A 23,020-nucleotide genomic window follows, 5' to 3' on the forward strand; every position below is an offset into this window, starting at 1 on the left:
AACTATCCTAAAGAGCCAACACTAAAGAACCGGCCACAACCAGCAGCCCGCCCAAGGCAGTTTTTAAAGTTAAAGGTTCTCCTAAAAAGACAATCGCCAAAACAATGGCAAATGCCACACTCAACTTATCCACAGGTGCAACCTGCGAGGCAGGCCCCAACTGCAACGCTCGATAGTAACACAACCACGACAGTCCCGTAGCCACGCCTGAAAGAACCAGAAAAAGATAAGTCTTAGAGGAGGCCCCCTCATTCTGCTGCCATTCTGAACGATACGTAATGATCGCTGCGGTCACGATCATAATAACAATCGTGCGAATGAAGGTTGCCAAGTTGGAATTAATCCCCTGCACTCCCACCTTTCCCAAGATCGCCGTCAATCCAGCGAAAAAAGCTGACGCGAGTGCGTAGGTCTGCCATCCCATATTCAATCCCCTTCTTTGTATAAGCTCAAAGTCCCGTCTTTTACTTTGTCCCTTTCAGCATACCCTCGGTATAAAAACTCATCAACCAATGGAGGGTCCCTTAATGAAAAAGTATTTTCTATCTGCGTCTATGATTTTACTCTCGGCACTGCCAGCAATGGCAGCGGAGATCACCCCAGGCACTTTGGTAGGCCGCTATAAGGTGGAAGCTCGTGCCGGGTTCCAAAAGGTTTACGCGAACTTCCGCGTGCTGAGCACCACCGAGTTTGAAGTCCAAAGAACGTATTCAAACGGTGCGGAAGATGAGGTTTGTAACGGAAACTACAATCTACTGAGCAGTGTTAGTTGGGATGAGACTTGGCTTCTAGCAACGTCCAAACAGTTCAAGGGCACCTTTACCTGCCCTAGCAACCGTTCTAAAACCATCACCTTCAACGTCGATTTTGGTTCCAACAAAACGGAAGATCTGGCTCGTGGCACACAAGTTGTCGTCACCAGTTCCATGGCTCCGGGCATGAAGCTCAATGCCTACGTCAAGAAGCAGTAATAAAAAAAGCCCTTCTTTGTAAAGAAGGGCTTTTTCTTTCCGTTCTGACGTTTAAATCTAATCAACAGCTGTAATCGTCAGCTTATCAATACCAACCTGCACGCCCAAGCCATGCAGAAGTTGCAGAGAGATATTCATCGCCAGTTGTGGCAGGCCCACTTTCACAGCTGTGAAGGCACCAACCCCGCCAATAATCGCCGCTTCACCCTGTGCCACCAGATACTTTCCAAGAATTACTTCTGGAGAGGAGTTGAAGAGACTGATTTCTGAAGAAGCTCCGGCCAGTTTGAAATAGCCGATACCTGCAGTTGGACCAATCCAATGGTGTCCGATGGTCACTCTGACATCTTGAGAATAACGAGTTCCTTTGATGCTCTTGCACTTCAAGGTGCCATAAGCCACTGTTTTAAAGTGCCCAACGATCACCTTAATACCTTTCGATGTGCCCTTGAAAGCCAGGCCGCAAGCCCACAAACGATTACCGGCGATACCGGCCTCATCGTTCATTGACACAGCCTCGGTATTGGCGTGAGCAAAAGCTCCTGTCAAACCAAATGCCAGAAATAGAATCAACTTCTTCATACCTTCCTCCTTGCTTGCGCAATTCATGTTTGCTTCACTTTATTCGGAAGGAATTCGCCATCAGTGGCAAGCCAACGGATGAAACACATACTTTACACATCCAAACTCTGTGCATTCCCACGGTTTCCGCCCAGAGTCTGCTGGACTCCTGTTACTTTGCAATGATATCGTCACCTGCAAAGCTTGGTAATTTTGTGGAGACGTTATGATCAATCAGTGCAAACAATGGCTTTCCCAGGATGTCCTGCCTCTTTGGATCAGCAAGGGTGTGGACTGGCAGAATGGTGGTTTCGTTGAGTCCTTCTCTTTGGAGGGAGAACCGCAGGATGTGCCCCGTCGCTCTATGGTTCAAGCCCGTCAGATTTACAGTTTGCGTATCGCGATGGAGCTGGATCTTTGCGACAAAGAAAAAGCACTGAAGGCGATTGAACTGGGTACGGCTGCTCTGATTAAAAACTATTCATTGCCTTCAGGTGGCTTCATTCACTCGGCCACCAAAGATGGAGTCGCCCAAAATACCACGCCGGATCTTTACGCTCAGGCCTTCGCTCTTTTTGGTTTGGCCCATGCCTATGCCGTTATTCCAAAAATAGAATACAAAGAACGCGCACGTCAATTGGTGCAGTATCTCTACAATGAACGCCATTTGCCTCAAGGCGGATTCACCGAGCTGACCGACAAAGGTGTTCAATACGAAGCCAATCCTCACATGCACATGTTTGAATCTGCAGTGGCGTGGATGGCGATCGACAAGGACCCACTTTGGCAAAAGCTGGCTGATGAAATTGCGCATCTTTGCCTAAACAAGTTCATTGATGCGAAATCAGGAACTTTAGCAGAACATTTCAATGCCGACTGGTCCCCGATTCTTGAAGGTGGCCGTTTTGTTTTTGAGCCCGGTCATCAATACGAGTGGGCTTGGCTGTTAGGGCTTTACCAAAACCTGACTGGCAAAGACCTGACTGCCGTGCGTGAAAAGCTGATCGTCCTGAGCGAACAGTTTGGTGTCTGGCCAGAAAGAAAATCTGTCTTTGATGAAGTGTGGAGTGATCTGTCGGCAAAACAGCGCTCCTCCCGCTTCTGGCCTCAGTGTGAGCGCATCAAAGCGGTTCTGCAGATGGGCCTGGAAAACCCAAGTCAACGGGCTGGTTATGCCAAGGCCGCTGATGAAGCCATGGCGACGCTATTTAAGTTCTTTGAAACTCCCCAAAAGGGTTTGTGGTTTGATACTTGGCTCGAAAGCGGTGAATTCAAAATCCAACCCGCCAAAGCCAGCTCGCTTTATCACATCACCGGCGCAATCAACGAATACGTGCGCCTTAGACCTCAGCTCTAATTTATTATTTAATTCGAGAGACAATGTCGTCAGCAACACTTTCAACTGTGTTGCTGCGACTCATTTCCATGCGGTTGGCAACAACCATCGACATTCTTTGAGGCGGACAGAACCTCATGCAGGATGTGGTCGATACAGACCACTCAATGTCCGGGCGGAGTTCCTGCAGCCGATTTTGCAGCTTTTCCAGGAACTCCCTCTTAACGATCACCGAGGACCCCTCTTCCCCGGAAGATCTCACAATACAGCCTGAGCAAATCTCAACCAGCTGTTTCATGCGTTTTAGCGCATCTTAGGCATCGTCTTAGTGATCCAGTCTTTGTAGTAAACCGCATTGGTATAAACACCGGTGTTGTCACACAAAGCACTGCCACGGCTGGTAACGCCAAATAGATACATTTTTCCATTTTGCTCAACATAAGCCGGACCGCCAGAATCACCAGCACATGTGCCGTGACCTTTGGATTCATCCAGACGAACTTCTGTTTCCTGAACTCCTGCAATCGGAGCTTTTGTTTCGCGCAGCAAGCCGTCCCCGGACATATCCACTTTCAGGCAGTTTTTCAGGTCGTCGTCACACATGACTTCGCCGTATTCCAAGGCTTCTTCCAGATTTTTTACTTTTCTAGGGTCAATCGGTTCGGTTTCAACTTCAGAAACTCCGTAGCCAGCCACGGTCACAGTCAAACCACGCTTAAGAATACTGTCATCCTGAAGCATTTCCACTGGCTTATAACCTGGAGGCAAAGTCCCACGGAACTTAATAAGAGCGATATCGCCCCAGTCCGTCTCTTTATCTTCCTGAGTGTCCGGGTTGTAGCTGGAATGAACTTTGTAATCGCTCACGCCGCGGGTGTAGGTCTGAACAATATCCTGCTCACGAGCATTCATAAGATTGTCCATATCCACGCCGAAAATCAGACGAATTTTACCCGGCTTGATACCCCAAACACAGTGTGCCGCCGTCAAAACATAGTTATCTGCGATGAGAGAGCCTGTGCAAATCGCATTGTTTTCAAGATCATAGATCCCCACAATACCGGACGCCATGGCGCTGTTTTCCGCAACATTTGTTCCGCCCATAATACCAGTGGAATCCTTAGCGCTGATTTGTGGACGCGAAGAAAGTCCACAGGACGCCAAAACAATGGTCGCCAATACCAATAAATATCGGTTCAAGAAAGCCTCCCCCTAAAAGAGCGGCTCTTATATGTAGGACGTTACCAAACGGCAACATATTTTTGAAAAAAAGACGGGGTTCCCGACATATTCTTGAACTCCGCCTCTAAAAGCCTAAACTTTGAGGTATGAAAAATTTTTATCAAGAAGGCCCAAGCCTTTCGAACACTTTCCGTTCCGATGAAACTCTTCAGAAAATTCTTAAAACCTTGCTGCCTCCCGAGGCCCAAAAAGAGGCTCTTCCCCATCTGGATCATCTGGGCGAACGCGCTGTCACAGATATGCTGACTTGGGCGGAAGAGGCCGAATCTCAGCCGCCACAACATATTCCCTTCGACCCTTGGGGGCGTCGCATTGATGACATCAAGACCTCACACGGCTGGAAAGCCCTTGAACGCGTCGCTGCAGAAGAAGGCATTGTTGCCACGGCCTACGACCGCAAGTTCGGCCCAGCTTCTCGCGTTTATCAGATGGCGCTGCTTTATTTGTACTCTCCAAGCTCTGCGATTTTCTCCTGCCCGTTGGCCATGACCGATGGTGCCGCCCGCGCTGTCGAACTTTATGGTGACATCGATCTGAAAGCCCGGGTTTTGCCTCACCTCTTATCCCGCGATCCGAAAAACTTCTGGACGGCCGGTCAGTGGATGACAGAGCGAACCGGTGGCTCAGATGTCAGCGGGACTTCCACGGATGCCCACCCGTTCACGGGCACCAGCGCTTTTGGTGCGACCCATTCCCTGCATGGAACGAAATGGTTCACCTCGGCGACGACATCGCAGATGGCATTGACACTGGCTCGTCCCGATGGAGCTCCGACGGGCTCTAAGGGCTTGGCTTTGTTCTTCCTGGAGCTGCGCAATGATCAAGGACAACTGAACAACATTCAAATTCACCGCCTTAAAGACAAACTAGGAACTAAGGCCCTGCCCACCGCTGAGCTAAGTTTGCAAGGAACTCCGGCGCGCATGATCGGCAGCGCCGGTGAAGGTGTGAAACGAATTGCCAGTGTTTTGAATATCACCCGCATTTACAATTCCATCTGTGCTGTGGGACACATGCGCCGCGCTTTGGATCTGGCACAAAACTACTCCCGCAAACGCCAGGCTTTTGGAAAGCTTCTGATCGATCATCCTCTGCACAAGATCACTTTAGAATCATTAGAGACTGACTTCCGTCGTTGCATCACCTTCAGTTTTCTGGTCGCGGATCTTTTAGGTAAAGAAGAGGTCGGCGAAGCTTCGGCTTCTGAAAAAATCCTTTTGCGGGTGCTGACACCGATTCTAAAACTTTATACGGCGAAAAAGTCCATTCATATCTCCAGCGAAGTGGTCGAGATGTTTGGCGGTGCCGGTTATATCGAAGACACCGGGATTCCCCGTCTGTTGCGTGACGCCCAGGTTTTTGCGATCTGGGAAGGCACGACGAATGTGCTTTCGCTGGATATGCTCAGAGCCTTTGAAAAAGATCAGGCTTGGCAGGTTTTGGAAGAGTTCCTGGAGCGAGCGATCGACTTCACCAATGAACTGACGAAGCTCAAAACTTTGCAAAATCTTGGCCCTGAAGAAAAAGAACAGCACGCTCGCGAAATCGCTTTCCTGATTGGAGACCTTGTCGCCAATGTGGCGATCAAAAGATATCAAGGCTCATAAAGAGCCTTGATAAACTGCCAGATTTCCACGGAATGAGGTTGCTCCGGATGGGTCCCTTTTAAGATCCTTCCCTGAGCGCTCCTTAAAGCGCACTTCGATCACACAGAAGCGGGGCACTTCATTTGCCAGTTGATTTAAAGCCAGACGAACCTGCTGAAAACCGATCTCTTTCGGACTCTTGTCGTCTATGCGCCTATAGATGTTTTCTTCACGCAGAAAATCCGCGTACAGGTCATCATAGTTGGGATTTGAATTGGGCTTGCGGGCCGTCCCGCTTTGCCCCCTATTACGCAGATCACAGGCGTACTTGATATCCACGGACTCCAATGCCACGGCATAAGCACTTCCCTGTAACGTGAAATCAACTAAATACTGTCCCAAAGACCGATCCATTCCCTCTGTGGCAAAAGGACCTTTATAACAGTAAGTAAAGCCATACTCGGCCCCTAAAATTTCACTGCCAAGTTCAACCTCCAAACTGTTCAGCCGGCCGGAGAACAAGTCATTCCCGGAAGTAAATTGCTGCCACTGGGAGGTACTATGAATGGCGCGAATCTTTCCATCCGCGCCCGTCGCGACGATCTGATTGCCGATCATCTCTTTGGCATAACACTGACAGGGACCATCCGTCGGCCCCACTCTGGTCGGATCGCACGCACCTCCGGTCCGCAAATCCACGCAGATTTGCTCGGTCGATGTCGAAGCACTGCGAATCTTGGCATTGCAAGCATAAAGCTCTTCTCCCGTTGCCGGATTCACCGCTGCTCCCAGAACACTGCCGGTCGCAGCCATGGTATTCACTCCCAGAAACATTAAAAGGATAAATAGAAGATGCTTCATGTCTATCTCTCGCAAGTCAGAGAGGCAAAGCCACTGGTTTTATTGTCATAGTTTCCACCCAGGATACCTCTTTTGGAAATAGACAGATTACGCAGAATCATTGCCCCGGTTTCCAAATCGGCACCTCCAGCAACGAAATCCACAATGAACTTCTGATGGAATTTCTTATTTCCAACCTTCATGCAGGAGGCCTGGTCACTACAGACACGCTCATAGTACGGCGGCCAGATCTGACTCTGAATAATGCCGTCCAAGCCTCGAACAATATCGCCTAATGCGACACCTTGATTGTGGCGCACCAAGGTCCCAATCCCCCCAAATGTTGGCAAGGTGCCCAAATTGCTCAATGAAGAAATATTGGGGAAAATATCAAATCCAACTTGGGCTTCGGCGGTATCGTAGGTGGCCACCAACATCTGCCTGAACCCAGTAAGGAAGATTGCATAGTCATCGGTAGGATTCTGGAAAGTCACTACCACACGGTATCGTTGTCCTTCTATTAAAGGTCCTTCCGAAAGCCTGAATTTCATTCCCGGAACCAACCCTTGCCAGTTCGGCGGCACCAGTCCCCCGTCCCACCACTCATCAACCAGGGTTTGTCTTGTTTTTCCAATATTGTACAACTCGACCTGACCAAAGAAAGGCTGAGTGTAGTTGGATATGCTGGCACACTGCGGGCCCGCACATTTCTTTTGCGCGAAGTTTGAAACCAGGAATTTCAATTGAAGTTCCGCCTGATCGGCCTGTTGCTTAATCTCAATTCCCGCGATGTCCGAATCCACACTGTAGTCAGTGGTAAATCTCGGCATCATATTTCCATAATCTTCAGTCAGGTTTAAAAGCTTCGAAGATGGTGCAATATTTAAATGCAACAGTCGGCTTCCTATGTGAGTCAGATCCTGACTGTTTCCGGTATCATCACCGGCGATCAAAGTATTCAAGCTGGCATACATATCCTGAGGCTCAATGCCGAGTTCTTGCAAGTAAGATGAATCCAGACACTTGCGTTTAAAGACCGGCTGGATCGCAAATTTATTTCGGGTACGGACCTTCAGGAAACACATATCACCAGTCAGCGTCAGGGCTCCGTCCTCCTCGCGCTTGATCTGGCAGAACTCTTGATTCTCTTTCGCAATCAAAGGTTCCCCGCCAACATCGACGACACGGACGTCAAAGCATGATCGAAGAAATTTGTACTGACGTTGAAGGCTTTCCGTAGCCAGACTTCTTTTGAACTCCCCTAAAACTTGGGAGTTATTAATGCTGCAATTTCTTGCAGTGTGATCACCAAAGATACTGGTGTTCATACCAGTATTGGTCGTATCCCAGAAAGAGGACCCCAGGCTGATCATCAAAAAACGACCTGCATCCTTTTCGCATTTATCCACCAAAGTGGAAGGAATAAGCTGATTTCCAGAATAATCCCCCCAGCTTTGTGTCGCCGGGGAAATTTGAATTTGAATTTTCTCATCAGAATCGACCACGCACCCCGAGGATGCGTGCGCCGAGTTCAACATAGTCAAAGATCCTATCAGAAGGAGCAGATGTCCCAAGATCCGTAACTCACTTTTTAAAGAACCACCAATATTAGTCATATCTGACTCCTTCCAACTAGAACTCACTATTTACAGTTAGGGCAGTTGCCGTCCAGATCTGCCATCTCGATTTTCGTATGAGTGCAGATATTCGCGCCGTGCTTCTGCCATTTGCGCAGTTTCGGATAAGAGCTCAAGCCATCTTTTTCTTTAAAGATGTAACGAATCTTACAGAACTTCGCCGCTGCACCTTTGTTGTATTTATCAAGATAGATCGGCGGTGCGACCTTATTAATTGACTGAACAAATGCAGCACCATTGATCAGTTCCTTGACATCACCAGCAAGATACTTGGTGTGGTCACTGACTGGATCATTGATGTCATAAAGATCTTTGCTGAACTGAGGAGTGTTGCCACCATTTGGATTCTCGTCAGTATCGCTGCAGTTTCCGTCTTTGCAATCTTGTTTCTGTGATGTACAGATCAAGTGTGCTTGAACTTCAAGGTCTGCAAAATCGCTGTAACCTTTACCGTTGTATTTGTAGCCAATATCAGTCAAAGAAGCCTCAGCAACAACTTTGTAAGCTGCTTTGTAGTGGCTGTAGTCGATCTGAGATCCGCGGTAGCAGATATCAACAAAGTAAGCTGCATTGTATGTTTCACTGCCCAAGTTGAAGGACAACTTGTCAAGAACACGGTCAAATGCATCAACTTCACCGAACAGAGTTTCGAAGTAAGGACTTACACCGGAAACTTTATCCGTGTGTGGATCTTGACGATCTTCCCACTTAGTCCAGCTAGCGTGAACGTAGTTACCGAACTTACGACCATCTTGAGTGGAGCACACGCAAGTATTGCCATTGCCGCCGTTGTCGCCGTTGTGTGGATTGGAGCAGGTTCTCTCTTGAGAATTGAATACGTTGCCTGCTGTCTTACAGCTGACATCGCAATACACGAATTTACCTGGACCAGCCTGATCTTTTTCATAGCCAAGCACTCCGGAAGGAACGTTGTTGGCATGAGTTGGAGTACCAACCCAATTACGACCGGCAGCCTCACAACCAGCTTTTGTGTTCAATGCCGGAGTGGACATGGTATTCAAATTCATGAGAGCAAATTTCGGTTTTGGAGCTCCACCCTCACAATCCAACCCATCACACTTCGGGGTACAGGCTGTGTTCGTGCCTTCATAATAACAGATCTTTTTATCACCGTACGTGTCAGCCTTCGTCAGCAAACCGGCATTACACGGATAGATACTTGGACCCGAGCTGTTCACTCGGAAGCTGTAGTTGACCTGAATTGCATTCGCCTGGAATGCCATCAGGGTGACGGCAGCTGTTGCAACCGCCTTAACCAAACGTTTCATGTTGTCTCCTTTTCCCACTTAAGGGTGTTGTTGTAAAAACTGATTTCTCAGTTCAAGTTAAATATTAATGGGGCGGTCAAAGGACGACTTCCCATGCCCGGCTGACGAGGCTTCACCTCAAAGGCAGAGGTTTGTCCGATATTGTTGCGACAAAGCACATAACTTAAAGCCATCGGCTGATGAACCTCATCCAGCTTTACAGCCAACAGCGCGCTTTCCGCAGCATCACCGCAGAAGAAGCCAAGCTCTTTCCCGAAAGCCTCGCCTCCCACTGGTGTGTAGTAGTTAAAGACACTCTTGATATCCAAAAGAACGTACTTTTCAGTTGCCAGATATTTCACCAGCATCTGCCGGTCATTTAGCTCCTGAGAAATTGCATAGGATTTGGAAATCTCTGTGAATAGCTGGCGAAGCAGCGGCGACGTAGTTCCGGCACAATTACGGCAATAGGGTTCTGGCCGCTGGCACGTCGTTGGATTCTGACACAGCGTTTGACAGTCTGACGACGAAGCCGTGTCACAGGTGACCTTTGTCACCTTCACATATTGCCCACCCGCTTGCTTCATATAACTACTTTCCACAAGAAAGGCCGAGGCCTGATTGGCAATCAGAAAAACTGATATCAGTAAAACACCCATCCACTTTTTCACTAGAAGCCCCAGATGTTATGGCCGATGGTTTGACGGCAATCCTTGCTCATGCCGTACATGCCACCGAACTTTTCAAATGTTTTGAACTTTTTGCCGTCCTCAGAACAGCTGTAGCGAACCCGCACCTTGCCGTCACAATAGTCGGATTGAATGATCACGCCAGATGATGGCACGATATTGCCGTTGCCATCTGTCAACTCTTCCAGCTCCAGGTGTTTGACTTTTTCACCGGTGTAGCGCTCGAAATAGTCGGCAGCCTTCGCCGCACAGATATTCTGATAGCAACCCACACCCGCGCCCAACTGATCCACACAGTGATCAGGGATGCCGCCGTAGCGTTTGTAAGTCGCCACGACTTGATTGACGTCAATTTCCTGCAGACGAGGAATGTTCACCTTGTCTTTTTTGGCGGTGATGTAGCGATGGATACTGCGGAACAGATACACACCCAATTTGATCGGATTCAATGGCATGCCACCGCTGGAAACAGCCGCACCACCAGCCACACCGACGAAATTGATAGAGCAACCTCCACAATAAGACTTACTATTCGGCGGAGTACTGACCATCTCGCCAGGAGAACGACCGACAACATCACCACCATCACGAATCTTGCAATAGTTTACTGAAATTCCGTTAAACGCATAGAAGCTGAAATCCTTGGCGCTATTGGGTGCAATCGAGACTGCGCATGGAGCCCCCAACAAAGGGCCGAAGTCCGCAAGCAAAGCCACTTCCATTTTTTCTTTTTGAATTTTCGGATCAAACTTCACAGCGCCATTTCTGATCAGCGCATTCAAACTGGTGACTTTGGGTGGTTTGAAATCAACATCGATATAAAGAGGTAAGGCGTTCCAGCCAAACAAAGCCGTACTAGCCAGATCCGCCACCAGACGTTTGTTCGCACGACGAGTCTGGAACCAAGGGTCATAGACCTTGCACGCCTTCAAATCCGCATAAGGATTGAAAACATCCGGAGTAGAAACAGTGGAATTCACCGGCAGAAATGCATCGGCATACTTGGCTACCGCATAGAGGTCGACCATGGATTTGATCAACTTACGAGAACAATCAATTGCCGAAGCACAAATAGAATTACCTGGATCGCTGACCCGGGACGCATCCCAGACCAGCAGGGGCGCTCCGAACTTCATAGGCTGCACATCTGCAGCTGCAATTGTGGCCGGAGGCGCGATTTGCAGAAGCTCCCGGGCCCAGGCATGGAAGCCACTTCTGTTCACTGTATAACCAGAGACATTCCAGATTTTCTCACGTTCAAGGCTGTCACAGAAAGAAACAATATTTTCGGCCACTTTGTCGAAGTACCGAGTCGCGTCGGCAAGCTGCACCTGTGAGCCCTGGAAAGAGCGCTGCATGACCTCCAGTTGTTGAACCTTATCGATGCCCGTTTTCATAAAGTCCAGGCGCTGATCCCCCGCCAGACGGGCTTCAGTACAAAGATAGTAAAGCTCGTCACGGTGCTGACTGGAGTATGTTTTAGCAAAGGCCAGGGGTCTGACGAACTCGGTCAGTTCTGCGGGAGTCATCGCTCCGCCAATGATATTAAGGAACTGAATGGCGCTTTGAACGCGATTTTTCATGGAACCACGGGCGGAAACATAGTTTTTACGGAAGTTCTCGACCCAATCAGAAGCATCATCAAAGCTGCGCGTACCCAGAAAGTCGTCGTTTACATCACGAGCACCACGGTTTACCACATCGTCTTCCGGACCACGGGGAACTTCTTTTTTGTGTTCGGTGTTATCCCCATCTGGCCGTGCCAGCTCGCGGATGCTGTTCATGGAAAGAGTCGCAGCATCACACTCGGGTTTTTCGATACTTTTACAACCGTTCGGAATCATCATGATAGATTCTTCAAGCGCGATAGAGCGGAACATCTGACCGTATTCGGGCGCCACTTGAAGTGGAATATTGGAATATCTCCACGCGAAAGACAGATAGATTTTGACGCTATTCCAAAAATCAAAACCGACAGAGCCAAACTCAACTGCACGTGGAATTTTTAAATCAAGCTGGATGATGGAATTGCGTGAATCAAGTGTTGTATCAGCGCTTTCACAATCCGTTAGATACTTTTCTTTTGCCAGGGCGGCCTGAGCCACAGAAAGAAGAACAGATTTGTCCACTTCAACAGAGTTCAATTGTTCCTGCAATGCCGAGAATCTTTTGACATAGAAACAGGCCACCCGGTCTGTTTTCTTCATGGACATGAAGTGATTGCCATTGAATTTATCAAGGCTTTCCCAGCCCAATCCGGCCCCTTCTGAGTTGTCCCAGATTTTTGAAAGATAGCCATTCAGTTCAGGACAATAGGTTTTGTTCTGACACTTTTCCGCAATAGCGTTATAGCCCGTCAAAGGGGAGTTCTTAAGATTCGTCGGAAGAAGAGGCAACTGTCCGGCCATCAACTTATTCATGATCACTTTAGTCAGACGAGTCACCGCGATGCGGAACTGTTGCATACCTTCAGTACTCATTGTCTCGGCATTAGCGCCGATATTTTTCCCAAGGGAATAGACCATCTTTCCAGCATTGTACCCGTCAACCACGATAAATGCGGACTCTGTTGGAATCTCAGAGTCTACGGCACACTGGGCCCGGTTGGTTATTCGCAGCTTATTCAACGCTGTAGGCGAAGCCACTTGCGCAAAAGCACCCGTTGCCATCCCAAAAACCAGTAAACTTAAAATTAAACTTTTAGCCATAGACTCTGTCCCCTAAAAAACGTTCTTAGTTCATGCCGCTGCCGCAAGAGCTGACTTTGTTCAACATCGTCGTATAGAAAAGAACGACAGTCTGATCCGCCGGAGAGAAATTTCTTTTCACAGATCCGTCAGAGTTCACCATGTTGTAAAGATAGGTATTCACAAAGCGATAGACCGCGGGTGTCACGAGAAGGTTGGAACGGCATTTATAGTTTTTGTATGTGACTGTGATACTGGCGAAACCGTTGTTAGTATTGCCACCATCATAGTCGCCAATATAAATGGTATCGCCATTACCGCCGTTAGCACGGCCATAGCCCACCTGGAATTGCACGTTCCAGCCAGATCCGCTGCTGTCCTGCCCCACAATTTTACAAAGATTGCCAGAACACGCCACGGCCATCTCGTTTTCGATTTTTTTCTGAAGCTCCGCCTCAGAGTATTGAGGTAGAGGACGTGGAGTAAACTCGTCGCTGCCGCTGTCAAACTCACTCGCACTAACCTGCATTGACGTCACCAGAAGCAAACCACCAAGAAGCATCTTGATATTCATAATTTCCCTTTCTGATTTCCTTGATTGGAAAAACAAAAAAACTTTTTGAGTAATTACTTCTACCTGCCGTTTTCAAAAAATCACAAAATACGAATCTGCAATTAATGGATTTGTAACTTTACTTCCCTCCACCCCCAGGAATGAGAAAGGCCGCTGGTTTCCCCAGCGGCCTCTTCAGAGTTTCTTCTTTTTATTCGAACAACTAGAACGTCACAGGACTCATGTGTGGCACTTTGCCTGCATCGGAATTTCCGATGATCATACCGCGCACTCGAGAGTGACGAGTTGCTGGTTCGAACGGCAGACCTTTGTATTTAGGTGACTGCATCGCTGGAACCCAACGACCGGATCTGTCGACAGTCCACTCGCGGAAGTACATGTTGATATGTGTACCTTCCACCAGATAGTCGATCGCTGCGCCCGGACCCGCCAACTGCATAGCTGCACGGAATGTGAACAAGTTCTCGGACATGCCTTCACCGAACGTGCCGTAGGCAGATGCAAATGCTTTAGGATCTGAATTCATGGTTTTGTACATGGTCTTCAGAGCATAGTACATTTTACTTGCAGCCTCAGCCGTTTTACGAATTGTCGTATTCAGGCAGGAACCTGGCAGACGTCCACCACCATCAATCATGCACAAATCATATGGATCGTTGCGCTCGTTGAAGTATGGATAGATCATATCTGTTGCCTTGTCGATAAAGGCATCCTGACTCAAGCTTTGCGCAGCCTTCATCAAATTCATTGTGTTCGTGTCATCGAAGTTCACGTTGAACTCGATGCCTGTGTAGCCCAGATCGTGATCCGGAACACCGACCATCAACGAATCAATACCTGTTTTCTTCACAAGGGCATAGATACCAGATTTCAAGCGGCTGCCGTTACTTTGCTCATGCTTGAAGGCATAAGAGTAAGTACCGAACATGCTTTCCATACGGGCCTTGCTGTCCCAGTTCTGAACAGAGTATTTCGCGCCGTAGAACATAAAGTCTTTTTCTTTATGTTTGAACCAGAAGCGAGAATCCTCGGAATCAGAGAAGATACCGTAATGCACAACCGCGGTATTGCGATCCAAATGCATATCGGATGTTGTGAAGGAGCTGACTTTGCCTTTGCTGTATGTTTTGTCCCAGATAATTGGGATAGACAGCGATTTGCTGACCACACGGCCTGTAGAGACAGAGCGGAATGTTTCCACTTTCAACACAGGAGCACGTTCCACCAGATTTTTTGGTTTTTGTGTCGCAAAGTTTTCGGATGCCAGAACGTTTCCGCGAATAACGTCTTCATAAGCCTTACGACCCGTGTCGGAAGACAGGTCAAACAGGAATGAGAAGCCATCATCAGCATAACGGAATTCATTCAAGCTCAAAGTCAGGATAGAAACGTTTGTGAACATAGAGAAGCTGTTCAGCTTACCTTTGGTCATTTTCACGTACGCCTGGTCAGAGCCCACTTTTTCGACATAAGTTTCCCATGTACCATTGGCAAGTTTAGCTACACCCGCTCCGATTGGTCCGAATCCGGCCCCGGCAGAGAAGATAATGCCACCATGTCCAATGTACGTGATGCTATCACCTGGATCCCAAGCATCCAGATCACTTGCATCTTTAGGAATCTGCCAGCGTCCACCCATATTGCGGGCTTTTTCCAGAGTACTGACATAACGAACAGACTCTGTTTCTTTACCCATAATTGGCAGAACTCCGACATAGCCCCAGAAGTGCTGACGCAAGCCTGATGCATTATCGAACCAGAAGCGCACCTGAGCCCCCAAGCCCACTTCGATGGAACCATAGACAGTTTTTTGGAAACCATCACGATAGTCACCATAGATCAAAGTGTCGGCGCTTGGTCTGTAATCGTACTTCACGATGGACTTCGGCTGAACGTTGCGGAAGTGTGGCGTCAAGTTGACGATGTATTGACCATAGTCAAAACTCAAGTGGAACAAAGGTTTCAACTTGGCCTTGAACTCATTTTTATCCTCGTCATCGAAACCAGTGGACGAGCTGCTGCTTGCACTGGAAGTCGATTCCCCCGTCGAGGAGGAAGAAGTTGAAGTGGACGTCGATGTCGACGTGGACACCGTATCTTCACCACGAGTCGTTGCAGTCGAAGTAGACGTCGGACCATAAGTGGTTGCCGTCGACGTGGATGTTGGACCGTAAGTTGTGGCTGTCGTTACAGTGGTATACCCAGTGCTATAGGTCGTATGACCTGTAGAATGGCCAGTTGTATAGCCCGTAGAGTACCCTGTGGAATGTCCCGTCGTGTAACCCGTAGAATAGCCGGTAGAGCCATGGTTCCCCTTGGTTCCGTTGTTCCCGTTGTTACCGTTATTCCCGTTGTTACCGTTATTCCCGTTGTTTCCGTTATTCCCGTTGTTTCCGTTATTCCCGTTATTCCCGTTATTCCCGTTGTTTCCGTTATTCCCGTTGTTCCCGTTGTTTCCGTTATTCCCGTTGTTCCCGTTATTCCCGTTGTTCCCGTTATTCCCGTTGTTCCCGTTGTTCCCGTTGTTCCCGTTGTTTCCGTTATTCCCGTTGTTCCCGTTGTTTCCGTTATTCCCGTTGTTCCCGTTGTTTCCGTTATTCCCGTTGTTTCCGTTATTTCCGTTGTTACCGTTATTTCCGTTGTTACCGTAACTTCCGTTGTTTCCGTTATTTCCGTTATTCCCGTTGTTACCGTTATTCCCGTTATTCCCGTTGTTTCCGTTATTACCGTTGTTGCCGTTATTTACGTTATTGCCGTTATTGCCGTTATTCCCGTTGTTTCCGTTATTACCGTTGTTGCCGTTGTTAACGTTATTGCCATTGTTGCCATTATTTACGTTGTTACCGTTATTCCCATTATTAACGTTATTGCCGTTGTTACCGTTGTTAACGTTATTGCCATTGTTGCCATTATTCCCATTGTTCCCAACGGCCTGAATGGACGGCGATCCCTCACACGGAACCCATGCCTTGTTGATCAGACACATACTTTTCGCACGGCTGCCTGACGAGTTGAGATTTACAAATCCACCCTCCCCTTTTATATCCGAAAGTACATGCCGCGTTTCATTCTTTGCGTTTGTAGTTGCCGACGTTTTCGCAAATGCGACGTTTGCCAGCATCGACAATCCCGCCAAGAAAACAACCTTCCTTGACTTACCAATCATTGCGTTCTCCTTTTTTTTAACACCTCATTGTGAAGTCGCGACCAGCAACTCCAATCCCCCGGGGTGTTCTATTTTTATAAACTGACTAATTTTTTTAGAACGCATGGGTTTTTTTGGACACTTACATAAACAATAATTTCAGCCATTTAATTGACACATCCAGGTTTGCCTAATGACACAGTGGCATCCCCAGTCTTACCTAGAAGCCCAAAGCCAGGCATTAATTTGACATTTTTCAGAGTGAAAACACGCTCAACAAACAAGTTGCTCTTTCCCCAAAAAGCTCACTGAAGAGTGCGTTTCTTGCCAAACAGAAATGTCTTTCCTCGGTAGAACCCACCGAGCTTGCAAAAGCGTAAAGCACGTTTTCAAATCTTCTATGTTAATACTCAAGACCTTAAATCAACGGAGAAAGCCTATGAAACAACTGGAAACGTTACGTACGTTAATTCCTCCGATTAAAAAGGTTCTGATTCTAATTTTCTTCACAGTAAATGTGGGAATCATGATTGCCGACGGACTTCCCGATCAAAGTGCGCTAGGAAAAAAATTCATCTCTTTGGTTTCGCGCTATCAGGCTTTGGGAATGCTGTATCAGCCTTGGTCCATGTTTGCTCCAAACCCCATGAACACCACAGCCTTTATCGAAGCCGATCTACTTTTCGATGACGGCAGTTCTGGTGTATGGAAACTGCCCCGCCCGAATGAAATGCCTCTTTATAGAAAGCTTCTGACCGGCGACCGCTATCGTATCCTGGGACAGGAAACCCTGCTGCCTGAGCACAACGACTTGGTCTGGTTCGATCTATCCCGTTACATCACCCGTGAAGTGATGCTACAGGAGGTCAGCAAAAACTCCGGTCGTACCCTAAAAGAAATTCAATTCAAACGTTTTGAAAGTCGCGTTCAACTGCCACCTGAGGGCGCATTTATTCCTCACGGGCAGCGCAGCAAACGATTCGATGTGACCCAAGTCTTCCACTATGTCCCAACTTACGAGAGGATCCGCTATGAAGCTCAAAACAATCAGCAAAGCCATTGATGAATTTCTCTTTGCTCCACAGCCAGTTTATAGCGTGGCCTTGCTGCGTATCGGACTGGGGATACTGCTGCTGCTCAATTGGGTAATGCTTTACACCGATATGGATATTTTGTATGGACCTAATGGCATGGTTTCCCTGCAAACCGCGCAGCAGTTTGGCAATCCCCTGCGCTTTTCTTTATTCGACTATTTACCAAACAGCGCCAAGGTCACCAGCACTCTGGCCTTCGTAAATCTGCTGGCAGTCCTGGGAATTATCGTCGGAGCCCGGACTCGCACATCCATCTTTTTTGCCTTTGTCACACTGATTTCATTCCATCATCGCAATGGGTTCATTCTGAACAGTGCCGATTCAGTGCTTCGGATCTTTTTGTTCTTCCTCTTTTTCACTCATTGCGGTGACTGGCTGTCGGTGGATCGCTGGCGCCTGCGCCAACAAGGACGCGCCCCTGAGGTGCCACTGGAAAAGAGTCCCTGGGCCCTGCGCTTGATTCAGATTCAATTCTGTATCATCTATATAGCGACTGTCCTATTTAAAATCAAAGGCGACCGCTGGGTCGATGGCACAGCTGTTTACATCGCCACTCGTTTGGATGATTTTATCCGCTTCGAACTTCCCTTGCTTAACAGCATGCTCTTTATCAAACTGTTAACCTGGTCCACTCTTGCTATCGAGATCGCCTTGGGAACCCTGGTGTGGATCAAAGAACTACGCTATTGGATTTTACTGGCTGGAGTTGGCTTTCATCTGGGTATCGAATACACGATGTCGATCCCGATCTTCGAATGGGCCATGATTGTTTTAATGATCAGCATGGTGGACTCAAGAGACATAAGGATTTGGATAGACCGTCTTCAAGCATGGCGCCTGAAAACGATCACAAACCTTTAAAGGCTATTTACCCTTAGCAAGACGCAAAGACCAGGAAGGCCAGTGAATTCGCTCGAACAAACGGCCTTCCTTTGCGGACCGCAACCATGACTGAATATCGCGAGAATCCACCATACACAGCATGGAAAAGATCATCACCCATTCAAACATTGGGATGTTCATGGTGACCTCAATACCGAGATGCAATCCCATGCCCGCTAAAAGCACCCAATAGCGCAATTCTTTGATCCAAACCAGGGTTCCCAAGGCAAACTCCACCGCCAGCGTGGACCAAGTCAGGAACTTGACAATGACCAGGTTATTCAAAAGCTCCAATGGCATTCTTACAAACTCATCCAAACGAGTCGCAATGTAAACCGCCGTGCCGTCGGCCCACATTGTGCCCTTCATTTTAAACATCACTGTCGCAATATAGATCAAGCTGAACTGAATCTGCATCAAGCGCAGGGCCCAGGGACTCTTTTCAACCGGTATCCGTGGCACTGTCCCCCGCTTCACCCCAATCCAGCGATCCAAAGAATACAGATCCGCACATGGAGTGAAAAACAGCAGAAAGACAAAGTTCCTGATTACAATATCAGAACTGTTTAATATAAAGACGTTTCTGTTGTGGAAGGATAGCAATGTAAAAAAGGCCAGCGCAATAGAGGTTCTTGTGAACAACCCAAAAAAGACCCCAAGAGCTGCCACCAAATTCACCAGTGCCAGCAATATCGGAACCCGGGCATCCGGTGGCAATAACTCAAACAGGCTGAATCGATAGGGATGACTGTACCTCAAAGCACTTTCCATCGAAAACAAGCCGTCAATTCCCCAGAAGGTTTCCAGGTGGCTCCAGATCATATACCAATTAATCAGCAGGACTGCGCCAAAAAGAATTCTCATCAGAGCCACACTGTGAGCTGGCTGAGGCTTAAAGAAGAAATCATTCAGTGATTTAGTGATTGTTGCTAGCTTCATAGCGGGGCCCTCCCGTGGGCTTGAAGTGGAAGACAGTCTCAGTATTGTATTGGGTGCTCAACTGACCATGTGGAATAAATGCCTGTGCTGGCGGCTGCACAACATTGAAGTGACGATAGAAATAAAGCTCCTGCAGCTCACGTCCGCGCCCCTGCTGCTCGATGGCTGCAACCTCTCGGGCCACATAGCGGGACAGATCGAACCACAGCTCTTCCTTTTCCATCGGCAAAAGATTTTCCTGCTGGTATTTGCGATACCGCTCACCCGCAGTAAAACGCTCCATCGCCTCAAGTTGCGAAGCTCGTGGAAAGGTCCACCGTTCCGTGGAGCCGTCCTTAAAAGTCAAAGTCGCTGTCAAATAAGAGTTCACAGAGGCGGGATTAGGGGCAAACATGCTCCATGTCTGATCCAGGCCAAAGAAGACCTGATAGGGAGACAAGAACCTCAAAACCTGATCCCCAACCGCACTTCGATCGGGAAGGGCTGCAGTAACCATCATGATCACATGAACCGCAATAAACGTCGAAATCAAAGACTTCTTAAGAATCGCCATTGGCACCTACCTTGATTTATCAAGCATCAGAATAGATATCCGACGTGGGATTCTCCTAGCAATCTCGTTTGCTGTAAGATGAATTACGTTTCGATCAACTAGATTTCGTACTGGCAACAAAGCTCCCAACCCCGACAACACATCAGGGTGGAGCTGATCACAGGACTACTTCTTTTTAGAAGTGGGCTTCACTTCCACCGCATCGGCGGCCATGGTGTACTCAATGGTCACTTTTTCTCCGACTTTCAAATCTCCCGTCACGCGCGTGTTGGGGTTGCGTTCGATTTCCCAGCGATCACTCCCCTTCTGAATGACGATTCTTGAATCCGACAATTCCAGAATCGGCCCCGTCACCTGATAGGTCTTCGCGGCCATACTCATACTTGCAAAAAGGGTCATTGCTATCACTAGCAAGGTTTTCATAAATGCTCCTTTTAGGGTTTCGAACATTCATATCTCCAGCCCCGGCGGGGCCTCAATCACGAACTCGGAAAACTGTTTAAGAGCATATTGCCAACCCTGAAAACCCCTGACTATCTTCTGCACACAGAGCCCAGATACGGCACCCCAGCCAGGATCAGCTCAAAATAAGGGGGTCCATAAGCCCCCAAAGCATGGCACGTGCCTTGTATAGAGAAAAACCGGAATCGTAACCGAACGTAAGTGGAAAGTTGGGACCTGAAATGAATTTGCAAAAGATAGTCACAGCCCTTGTAATCACCCTGATCAGCTCACAAAGCTTTGCTGAAAGCCTGTATGACAGGAAGGTCAAAGACGTTCGCATCTATGATATGTTTGTCAAACAGGGAGTCCCCGAAGCCGCCGTACAAAGAACCTTCGAGTTCCTGGATGTTAATGCCGGAAAAACCATCAAAGTCCGCTCCAAAACCCGTGGCAAAGAAAAGACCTTCATGGATGACCGTGAAGTTAAAATTCGCAATGAATTCGTAGCGATTATCGATTTCTCCAAACCCTCCAGCGAAAGACGCCTGTATGTGATGAATCTTAAAGACGGCGCTATTTCCAAACACTTTGTCGCTCACGGCAAAGGATCTGGTGTTCGTGTTGCTGCCAAGTTCTCAAATATCGATGGATCTAAAATGTCTTCCCTGGGCATGTACATTGGTGGCAATACTTACTTCGGTGGCCACGGTGAATCTTTGAATCTGTACGGCCTGGAAGCCTCTAACAGCAAAGCTGCAGAACGTGACATCGTCGTTCATGCTGCTAACTATGTTTCTGAAGATTATGTAAAAGCTCAAGGCCGTTTGGGCCGCAGCTGGGGCTGTCCTGCCGTTGCTCCAGGGATCATCAGAAAGATGCTGACCAACTTCAAAGAAGGCGGCCTGATCTATGCTTACCACAAAGATCTGATCTCATCTGCAGTGCAAGATCCAACGGTTCAGGAAGTTCAGCCAACAGCGGCTGAAAAGGATGATGAAGACATCGACTTGCCAGATGAAGAGGAAAGCGTAAGAAAAGGCCAAACAGCCGTTTCCGCTCCAGCTAAATAATTAAGGCTTAACTAAAATAAAAAAGGCCCTCTCTTCAGATGGGCCTTTTTTTATTTCTTATTAGTTTCTTTTGTAGTCGTCCTGGTACCGGACGATATCGTCTTCACCGAAGTAGGTTCCCAATTGAACCTCGACAAACTCCAACATTTCGCCAGAGTTGTTACGCATACGATGTTTTGCCCCCAGTGGAATATGAATGTGACTTCCCGCTTTCACCGGAATCACCTGATCGTTCAGCACCACTTCCCCCGAGCCCTGTGTAATGGTCCAATGCTCTTCTCGTTTGGCATGGGATTGATAAGACAACTGGGAATGCGGATTCACGCGAATCACCTTGGATTTAAAGTTCTCGGTATCTTTCAGAATCTCAAAATAACCCCAAGGGCGATACTCAAACACATGCTCTTTCACCAAAGGCGACTGTTGCTGTGTTAGCTTCTCAACCACATGGCGCACATCCTGAGACTGGCCTTTTTTAACCAGCATCAAGGCGTCCTTGGTATCCACGACAATCACATCCTCCATGCCAATCATGGAATAGTTCTTCGCCGGATCGCCAAAGACAAAATTTTCCTGACCTTTGACGTTGATAATGTCCTGGCCCTTTTGCAAAGCTGCAACAGCATCCCAAGAGCCCACATCATTCCAGCCAAAATCCGCCGGAACGCATGCTAATTCCTGATCATTCAGCTTTTCCATAATCGCATAGTCGATGGAAATACTCTGCACCTGAGCATAGACTTCACCCAAATTAGAGGCATCCGCCTTCAACACAGAAATCTGCTTCCATAATTCCGGCTGATGTTTTTCAAACAGGCTGACCATGTGAGACACTTTGAAAACAAAGATTCCCGCATTCCAACTGAAACTGCCCTGAGCAATAAACTCTTTGGCTTTCTGCAGATCCGGCTTTTCATGAAACTTCACAACAGAATAAGCCTTCAACCCCGGACCATCCTTCAGACTGACTGCTTTGGTCTGAATATAACCATAGCCCGTTTCCGGATAGGATGGAGTAATCCCCAACGTGACGACGCGATTTTCTTGCGCCACAGCTGTTGCAAACTCCACGACCTTCAGGAAGGTGTCATCTTTGGCAATCAGATGGTCCGACGGAAAGATTCCGACAACCTCGGAACCTTTGCCCTGTTCAAGTAAAAGCTTGCACAAAGCCGCGATTGCAGGAGCCGTATTCTTGCCCACAGGCTCATAAACGACTTGCACGTCTTTGGCATTGTTCTGTTTAAGATTCAGCTCTGTCAGGGTCTGCAACGCCTTGGAAGTCACAATCCACGGAGTCCCCATACGCAGGCATCTTTTCAGGGTCAGGGTCTGCAAGGGCTCACCAAAGATATCGCAGAACTGCTTTGGCATCTGCTGACGAGATACGGGCCACAATCGCGTTCCACTGCCACCGGATAGGATTACTGGTATCAAGACGACCTCCAACACTGGAAAAACCCCATTTTTATCACTGAAGCCTTCTTATGAGTATTTTATAG

At 48.0% G+C, this 23,020-nt stretch carries 21 protein-coding genes; 6 read left to right on the forward strand and 15 right to left on the reverse strand.

The window, feature by feature from the left end; translation table 11 throughout:
* Positions 1 to 7: 7 nt before the first annotated feature.
* On the reverse strand, positions 8 to 424 hold the full coding sequence (locus ACES2G_RS13515) for an EamA family transporter (RefSeq protein WP_347357711.1): 417 nt from the start codon (positions 422 to 424) through the stop codon (positions 8 to 10).
* A 103-nt stretch (positions 425 to 527) separates the two neighbouring features.
* Between ACES2G_RS13515 and ACES2G_RS13520 the strand changes: the two genes are divergently transcribed.
* A complete protein-coding gene (locus ACES2G_RS13520) occupies positions 528 to 971 on the forward strand; it encodes a hypothetical protein (RefSeq protein WP_347357712.1) in 444 nt (147 codons plus the stop codon).
* 57 nt (positions 972 to 1,028) lie between these two features.
* Here the strand turns inward: ACES2G_RS13520 and ACES2G_RS13525 are convergent, their stop codons facing one another.
* Entirely contained in the window at positions 1,029 to 1,553 is a 525-nt protein-coding gene (locus ACES2G_RS13525; RefSeq protein WP_347357713.1) for a hypothetical protein, read from the reverse strand.
* Between the two features lie 205 nt (positions 1,554 to 1,758).
* Between ACES2G_RS13525 and ACES2G_RS13530 the strand changes: the two genes are divergently transcribed.
* On the forward strand, positions 1,759 to 2,889 hold the full coding sequence (locus ACES2G_RS13530; RefSeq protein ID WP_374000484.1) for an AGE family epimerase/isomerase: 1,131 nt from the start codon (positions 1,759 to 1,761) through the stop codon (positions 2,887 to 2,889).
* A 4-nt stretch (positions 2,890 to 2,893) separates the two neighbouring features.
* On the opposite strand, the gene ACES2G_RS13535 is transcribed toward ACES2G_RS13530, so the two are convergent.
* Together ACES2G_RS13535 and ACES2G_RS13540 are read right to left on the reverse strand one after the other, a co-directional pair.
* Complete coding sequence (locus tag ACES2G_RS13535) at positions 2,894 to 3,166, reverse strand: hypothetical protein (protein ID WP_347357715.1); 273 nt, start codon at positions 3,164 to 3,166, stop codon at positions 2,894 to 2,896.
* A gap of 5 nt (positions 3,167 to 3,171) precedes the next feature.
* Complete coding sequence (locus tag ACES2G_RS13540) at positions 3,172 to 4,068, reverse strand: trypsin-like serine protease (protein ID WP_374000485.1); 897 nt, start codon at positions 4,066 to 4,068, stop codon at positions 3,172 to 3,174.
* Positions 4,069 to 4,196: 128 nt separating this feature from the next.
* Here ACES2G_RS13540 and ACES2G_RS13545 point away from each other — a divergent pair, with 128 nt between their 5' ends.
* A complete protein-coding gene (locus ACES2G_RS13545; protein ID WP_347357717.1) occupies positions 4,197 to 5,717 on the forward strand; it encodes an acyl-CoA dehydrogenase family protein in 1,521 nt (506 codons plus the stop codon).
* On the opposite strand, the gene ACES2G_RS13550 is transcribed toward ACES2G_RS13545, so the two are convergent.
* The 7 genes from ACES2G_RS13550 to ACES2G_RS13580 form a co-directional block, all read right to left on the reverse strand.
* Positions 5,712 to 6,557, reverse strand: a complete 846-nt coding sequence (locus ACES2G_RS13550; protein ID WP_374000486.1) for a hypothetical protein — start codon at positions 6,555 to 6,557, stop codon at positions 5,712 to 5,714. The genes ACES2G_RS13545 and ACES2G_RS13550 overlap by 6 nt on opposite strands.
* A 2-nt stretch (positions 6,558 to 6,559) precedes the next feature.
* A complete protein-coding gene (locus ACES2G_RS13555) occupies positions 6,560 to 8,152 on the reverse strand; it encodes a hypothetical protein (RefSeq protein ID WP_347357719.1) in 1,593 nt (530 codons plus the stop codon).
* A gap of 26 nt (positions 8,153 to 8,178) precedes the next feature.
* Positions 8,179 to 9,462: a hypothetical protein gene (locus ACES2G_RS13560; protein ID WP_347357720.1), complete on the reverse strand. Its 1,284-nt coding sequence runs from the start codon at positions 9,460 to 9,462 to the stop codon at positions 8,179 to 8,181.
* A 47-nt stretch (positions 9,463 to 9,509) separates the two neighbouring features.
* The gene (locus ACES2G_RS13565; protein WP_374000487.1) at positions 9,510 to 10,112 is read right to left on the reverse strand and encodes a hypothetical protein; all 603 of its coding nucleotides are present in this window, start codon (positions 10,110 to 10,112) and stop codon (positions 9,510 to 9,512) included.
* Complete coding sequence (locus tag ACES2G_RS13570) at positions 10,112 to 12,838, reverse strand: hypothetical protein (RefSeq protein WP_374000488.1); 2,727 nt, start codon at positions 12,836 to 12,838, stop codon at positions 10,112 to 10,114. Before ACES2G_RS13570 ends, ACES2G_RS13565 begins: the two co-directional genes overlap by 1 nt.
* A 25-nt stretch (positions 12,839 to 12,863) precedes the next feature.
* Positions 12,864 to 13,391 (reverse strand): protease, encoded by a 528-nt coding sequence (locus tag ACES2G_RS13575; RefSeq protein ID WP_347357723.1) that lies wholly within the window; start codon positions 13,389 to 13,391, stop codon positions 12,864 to 12,866.
* 202 nt (positions 13,392 to 13,593) lie between these two features.
* Positions 13,594 to 16,557, reverse strand: coding sequence for a hypothetical protein (locus ACES2G_RS13580; protein ID WP_374000489.1), 2,964 nt, complete (start codon positions 16,555 to 16,557; stop codon positions 13,594 to 13,596).
* Positions 16,558 to 16,975: 418 nt separating this feature from the next.
* Between ACES2G_RS13580 and ACES2G_RS13585 the strand changes: the two genes are divergently transcribed.
* Together ACES2G_RS13585 and ACES2G_RS13590 are read left to right on the forward strand one after the other, a co-directional pair.
* Positions 16,976 to 17,599, forward strand: coding sequence for a hypothetical protein (locus tag ACES2G_RS13585; protein ID WP_347358331.1), 624 nt, complete (start codon positions 16,976 to 16,978; stop codon positions 17,597 to 17,599).
* A complete protein-coding gene (locus tag ACES2G_RS13590) occupies positions 17,568 to 18,491 on the forward strand; it encodes an HTTM domain-containing protein (protein ID WP_347358332.1) in 924 nt (307 codons plus the stop codon). The genes ACES2G_RS13585 and ACES2G_RS13590 overlap by 32 nt, the downstream gene beginning before the upstream one ends.
* Positions 18,492 to 18,494: 3 nt before the next feature.
* On the opposite strand, the gene ACES2G_RS13595 is transcribed toward ACES2G_RS13590, so the two are convergent.
* The 3 genes from ACES2G_RS13595 to ACES2G_RS13605 form a co-directional block, all read right to left on the reverse strand.
* Positions 18,495 to 19,451: an HTTM domain-containing protein gene (locus ACES2G_RS13595; RefSeq protein WP_347358333.1), complete on the reverse strand. Its 957-nt coding sequence runs from the start codon at positions 19,449 to 19,451 to the stop codon at positions 18,495 to 18,497.
* Positions 19,429 to 20,004, reverse strand: coding sequence for a hypothetical protein (locus ACES2G_RS13600; protein ID WP_347358334.1), 576 nt, complete (start codon positions 20,002 to 20,004; stop codon positions 19,429 to 19,431). Before ACES2G_RS13600 ends, ACES2G_RS13595 begins: the two co-directional genes overlap by 23 nt.
* Before the next feature lie 165 nt (positions 20,005 to 20,169).
* Positions 20,170 to 20,427, reverse strand: coding sequence for a hypothetical protein (locus ACES2G_RS13605; RefSeq protein WP_347358335.1), 258 nt, complete (start codon positions 20,425 to 20,427; stop codon positions 20,170 to 20,172).
* Between the two features lie 260 nt (positions 20,428 to 20,687).
* Between ACES2G_RS13605 and ACES2G_RS13610 the strand changes: the two genes are divergently transcribed.
* On the forward strand, positions 20,688 to 21,518 hold the full coding sequence (locus tag ACES2G_RS13610; RefSeq protein ID WP_347358336.1) for a murein L,D-transpeptidase catalytic domain family protein: 831 nt from the start codon (positions 20,688 to 20,690) through the stop codon (positions 21,516 to 21,518).
* Positions 21,519 to 21,578: 60 nt separating this feature from the next.
* Here ACES2G_RS13610 and ACES2G_RS13615 read toward each other — a convergent pair whose 3' ends face one another.
* Complete coding sequence (locus ACES2G_RS13615) at positions 21,579 to 22,955, reverse strand: mannose-1-phosphate guanylyltransferase/mannose-6-phosphate isomerase (protein ID WP_347358337.1); 1,377 nt, start codon at positions 22,953 to 22,955, stop codon at positions 21,579 to 21,581.
* Between the last annotated feature and the right edge of the window lie 65 nt (positions 22,956 to 23,020).

The sequence above is a fragment of the Bdellovibrio bacteriovorus genome, assembly GCF_041888015.1.
GTDB lineage: Bacteria > Bdellovibrionota > Bdellovibrionia > Bdellovibrionales > Bdellovibrionaceae > Bdellovibrio.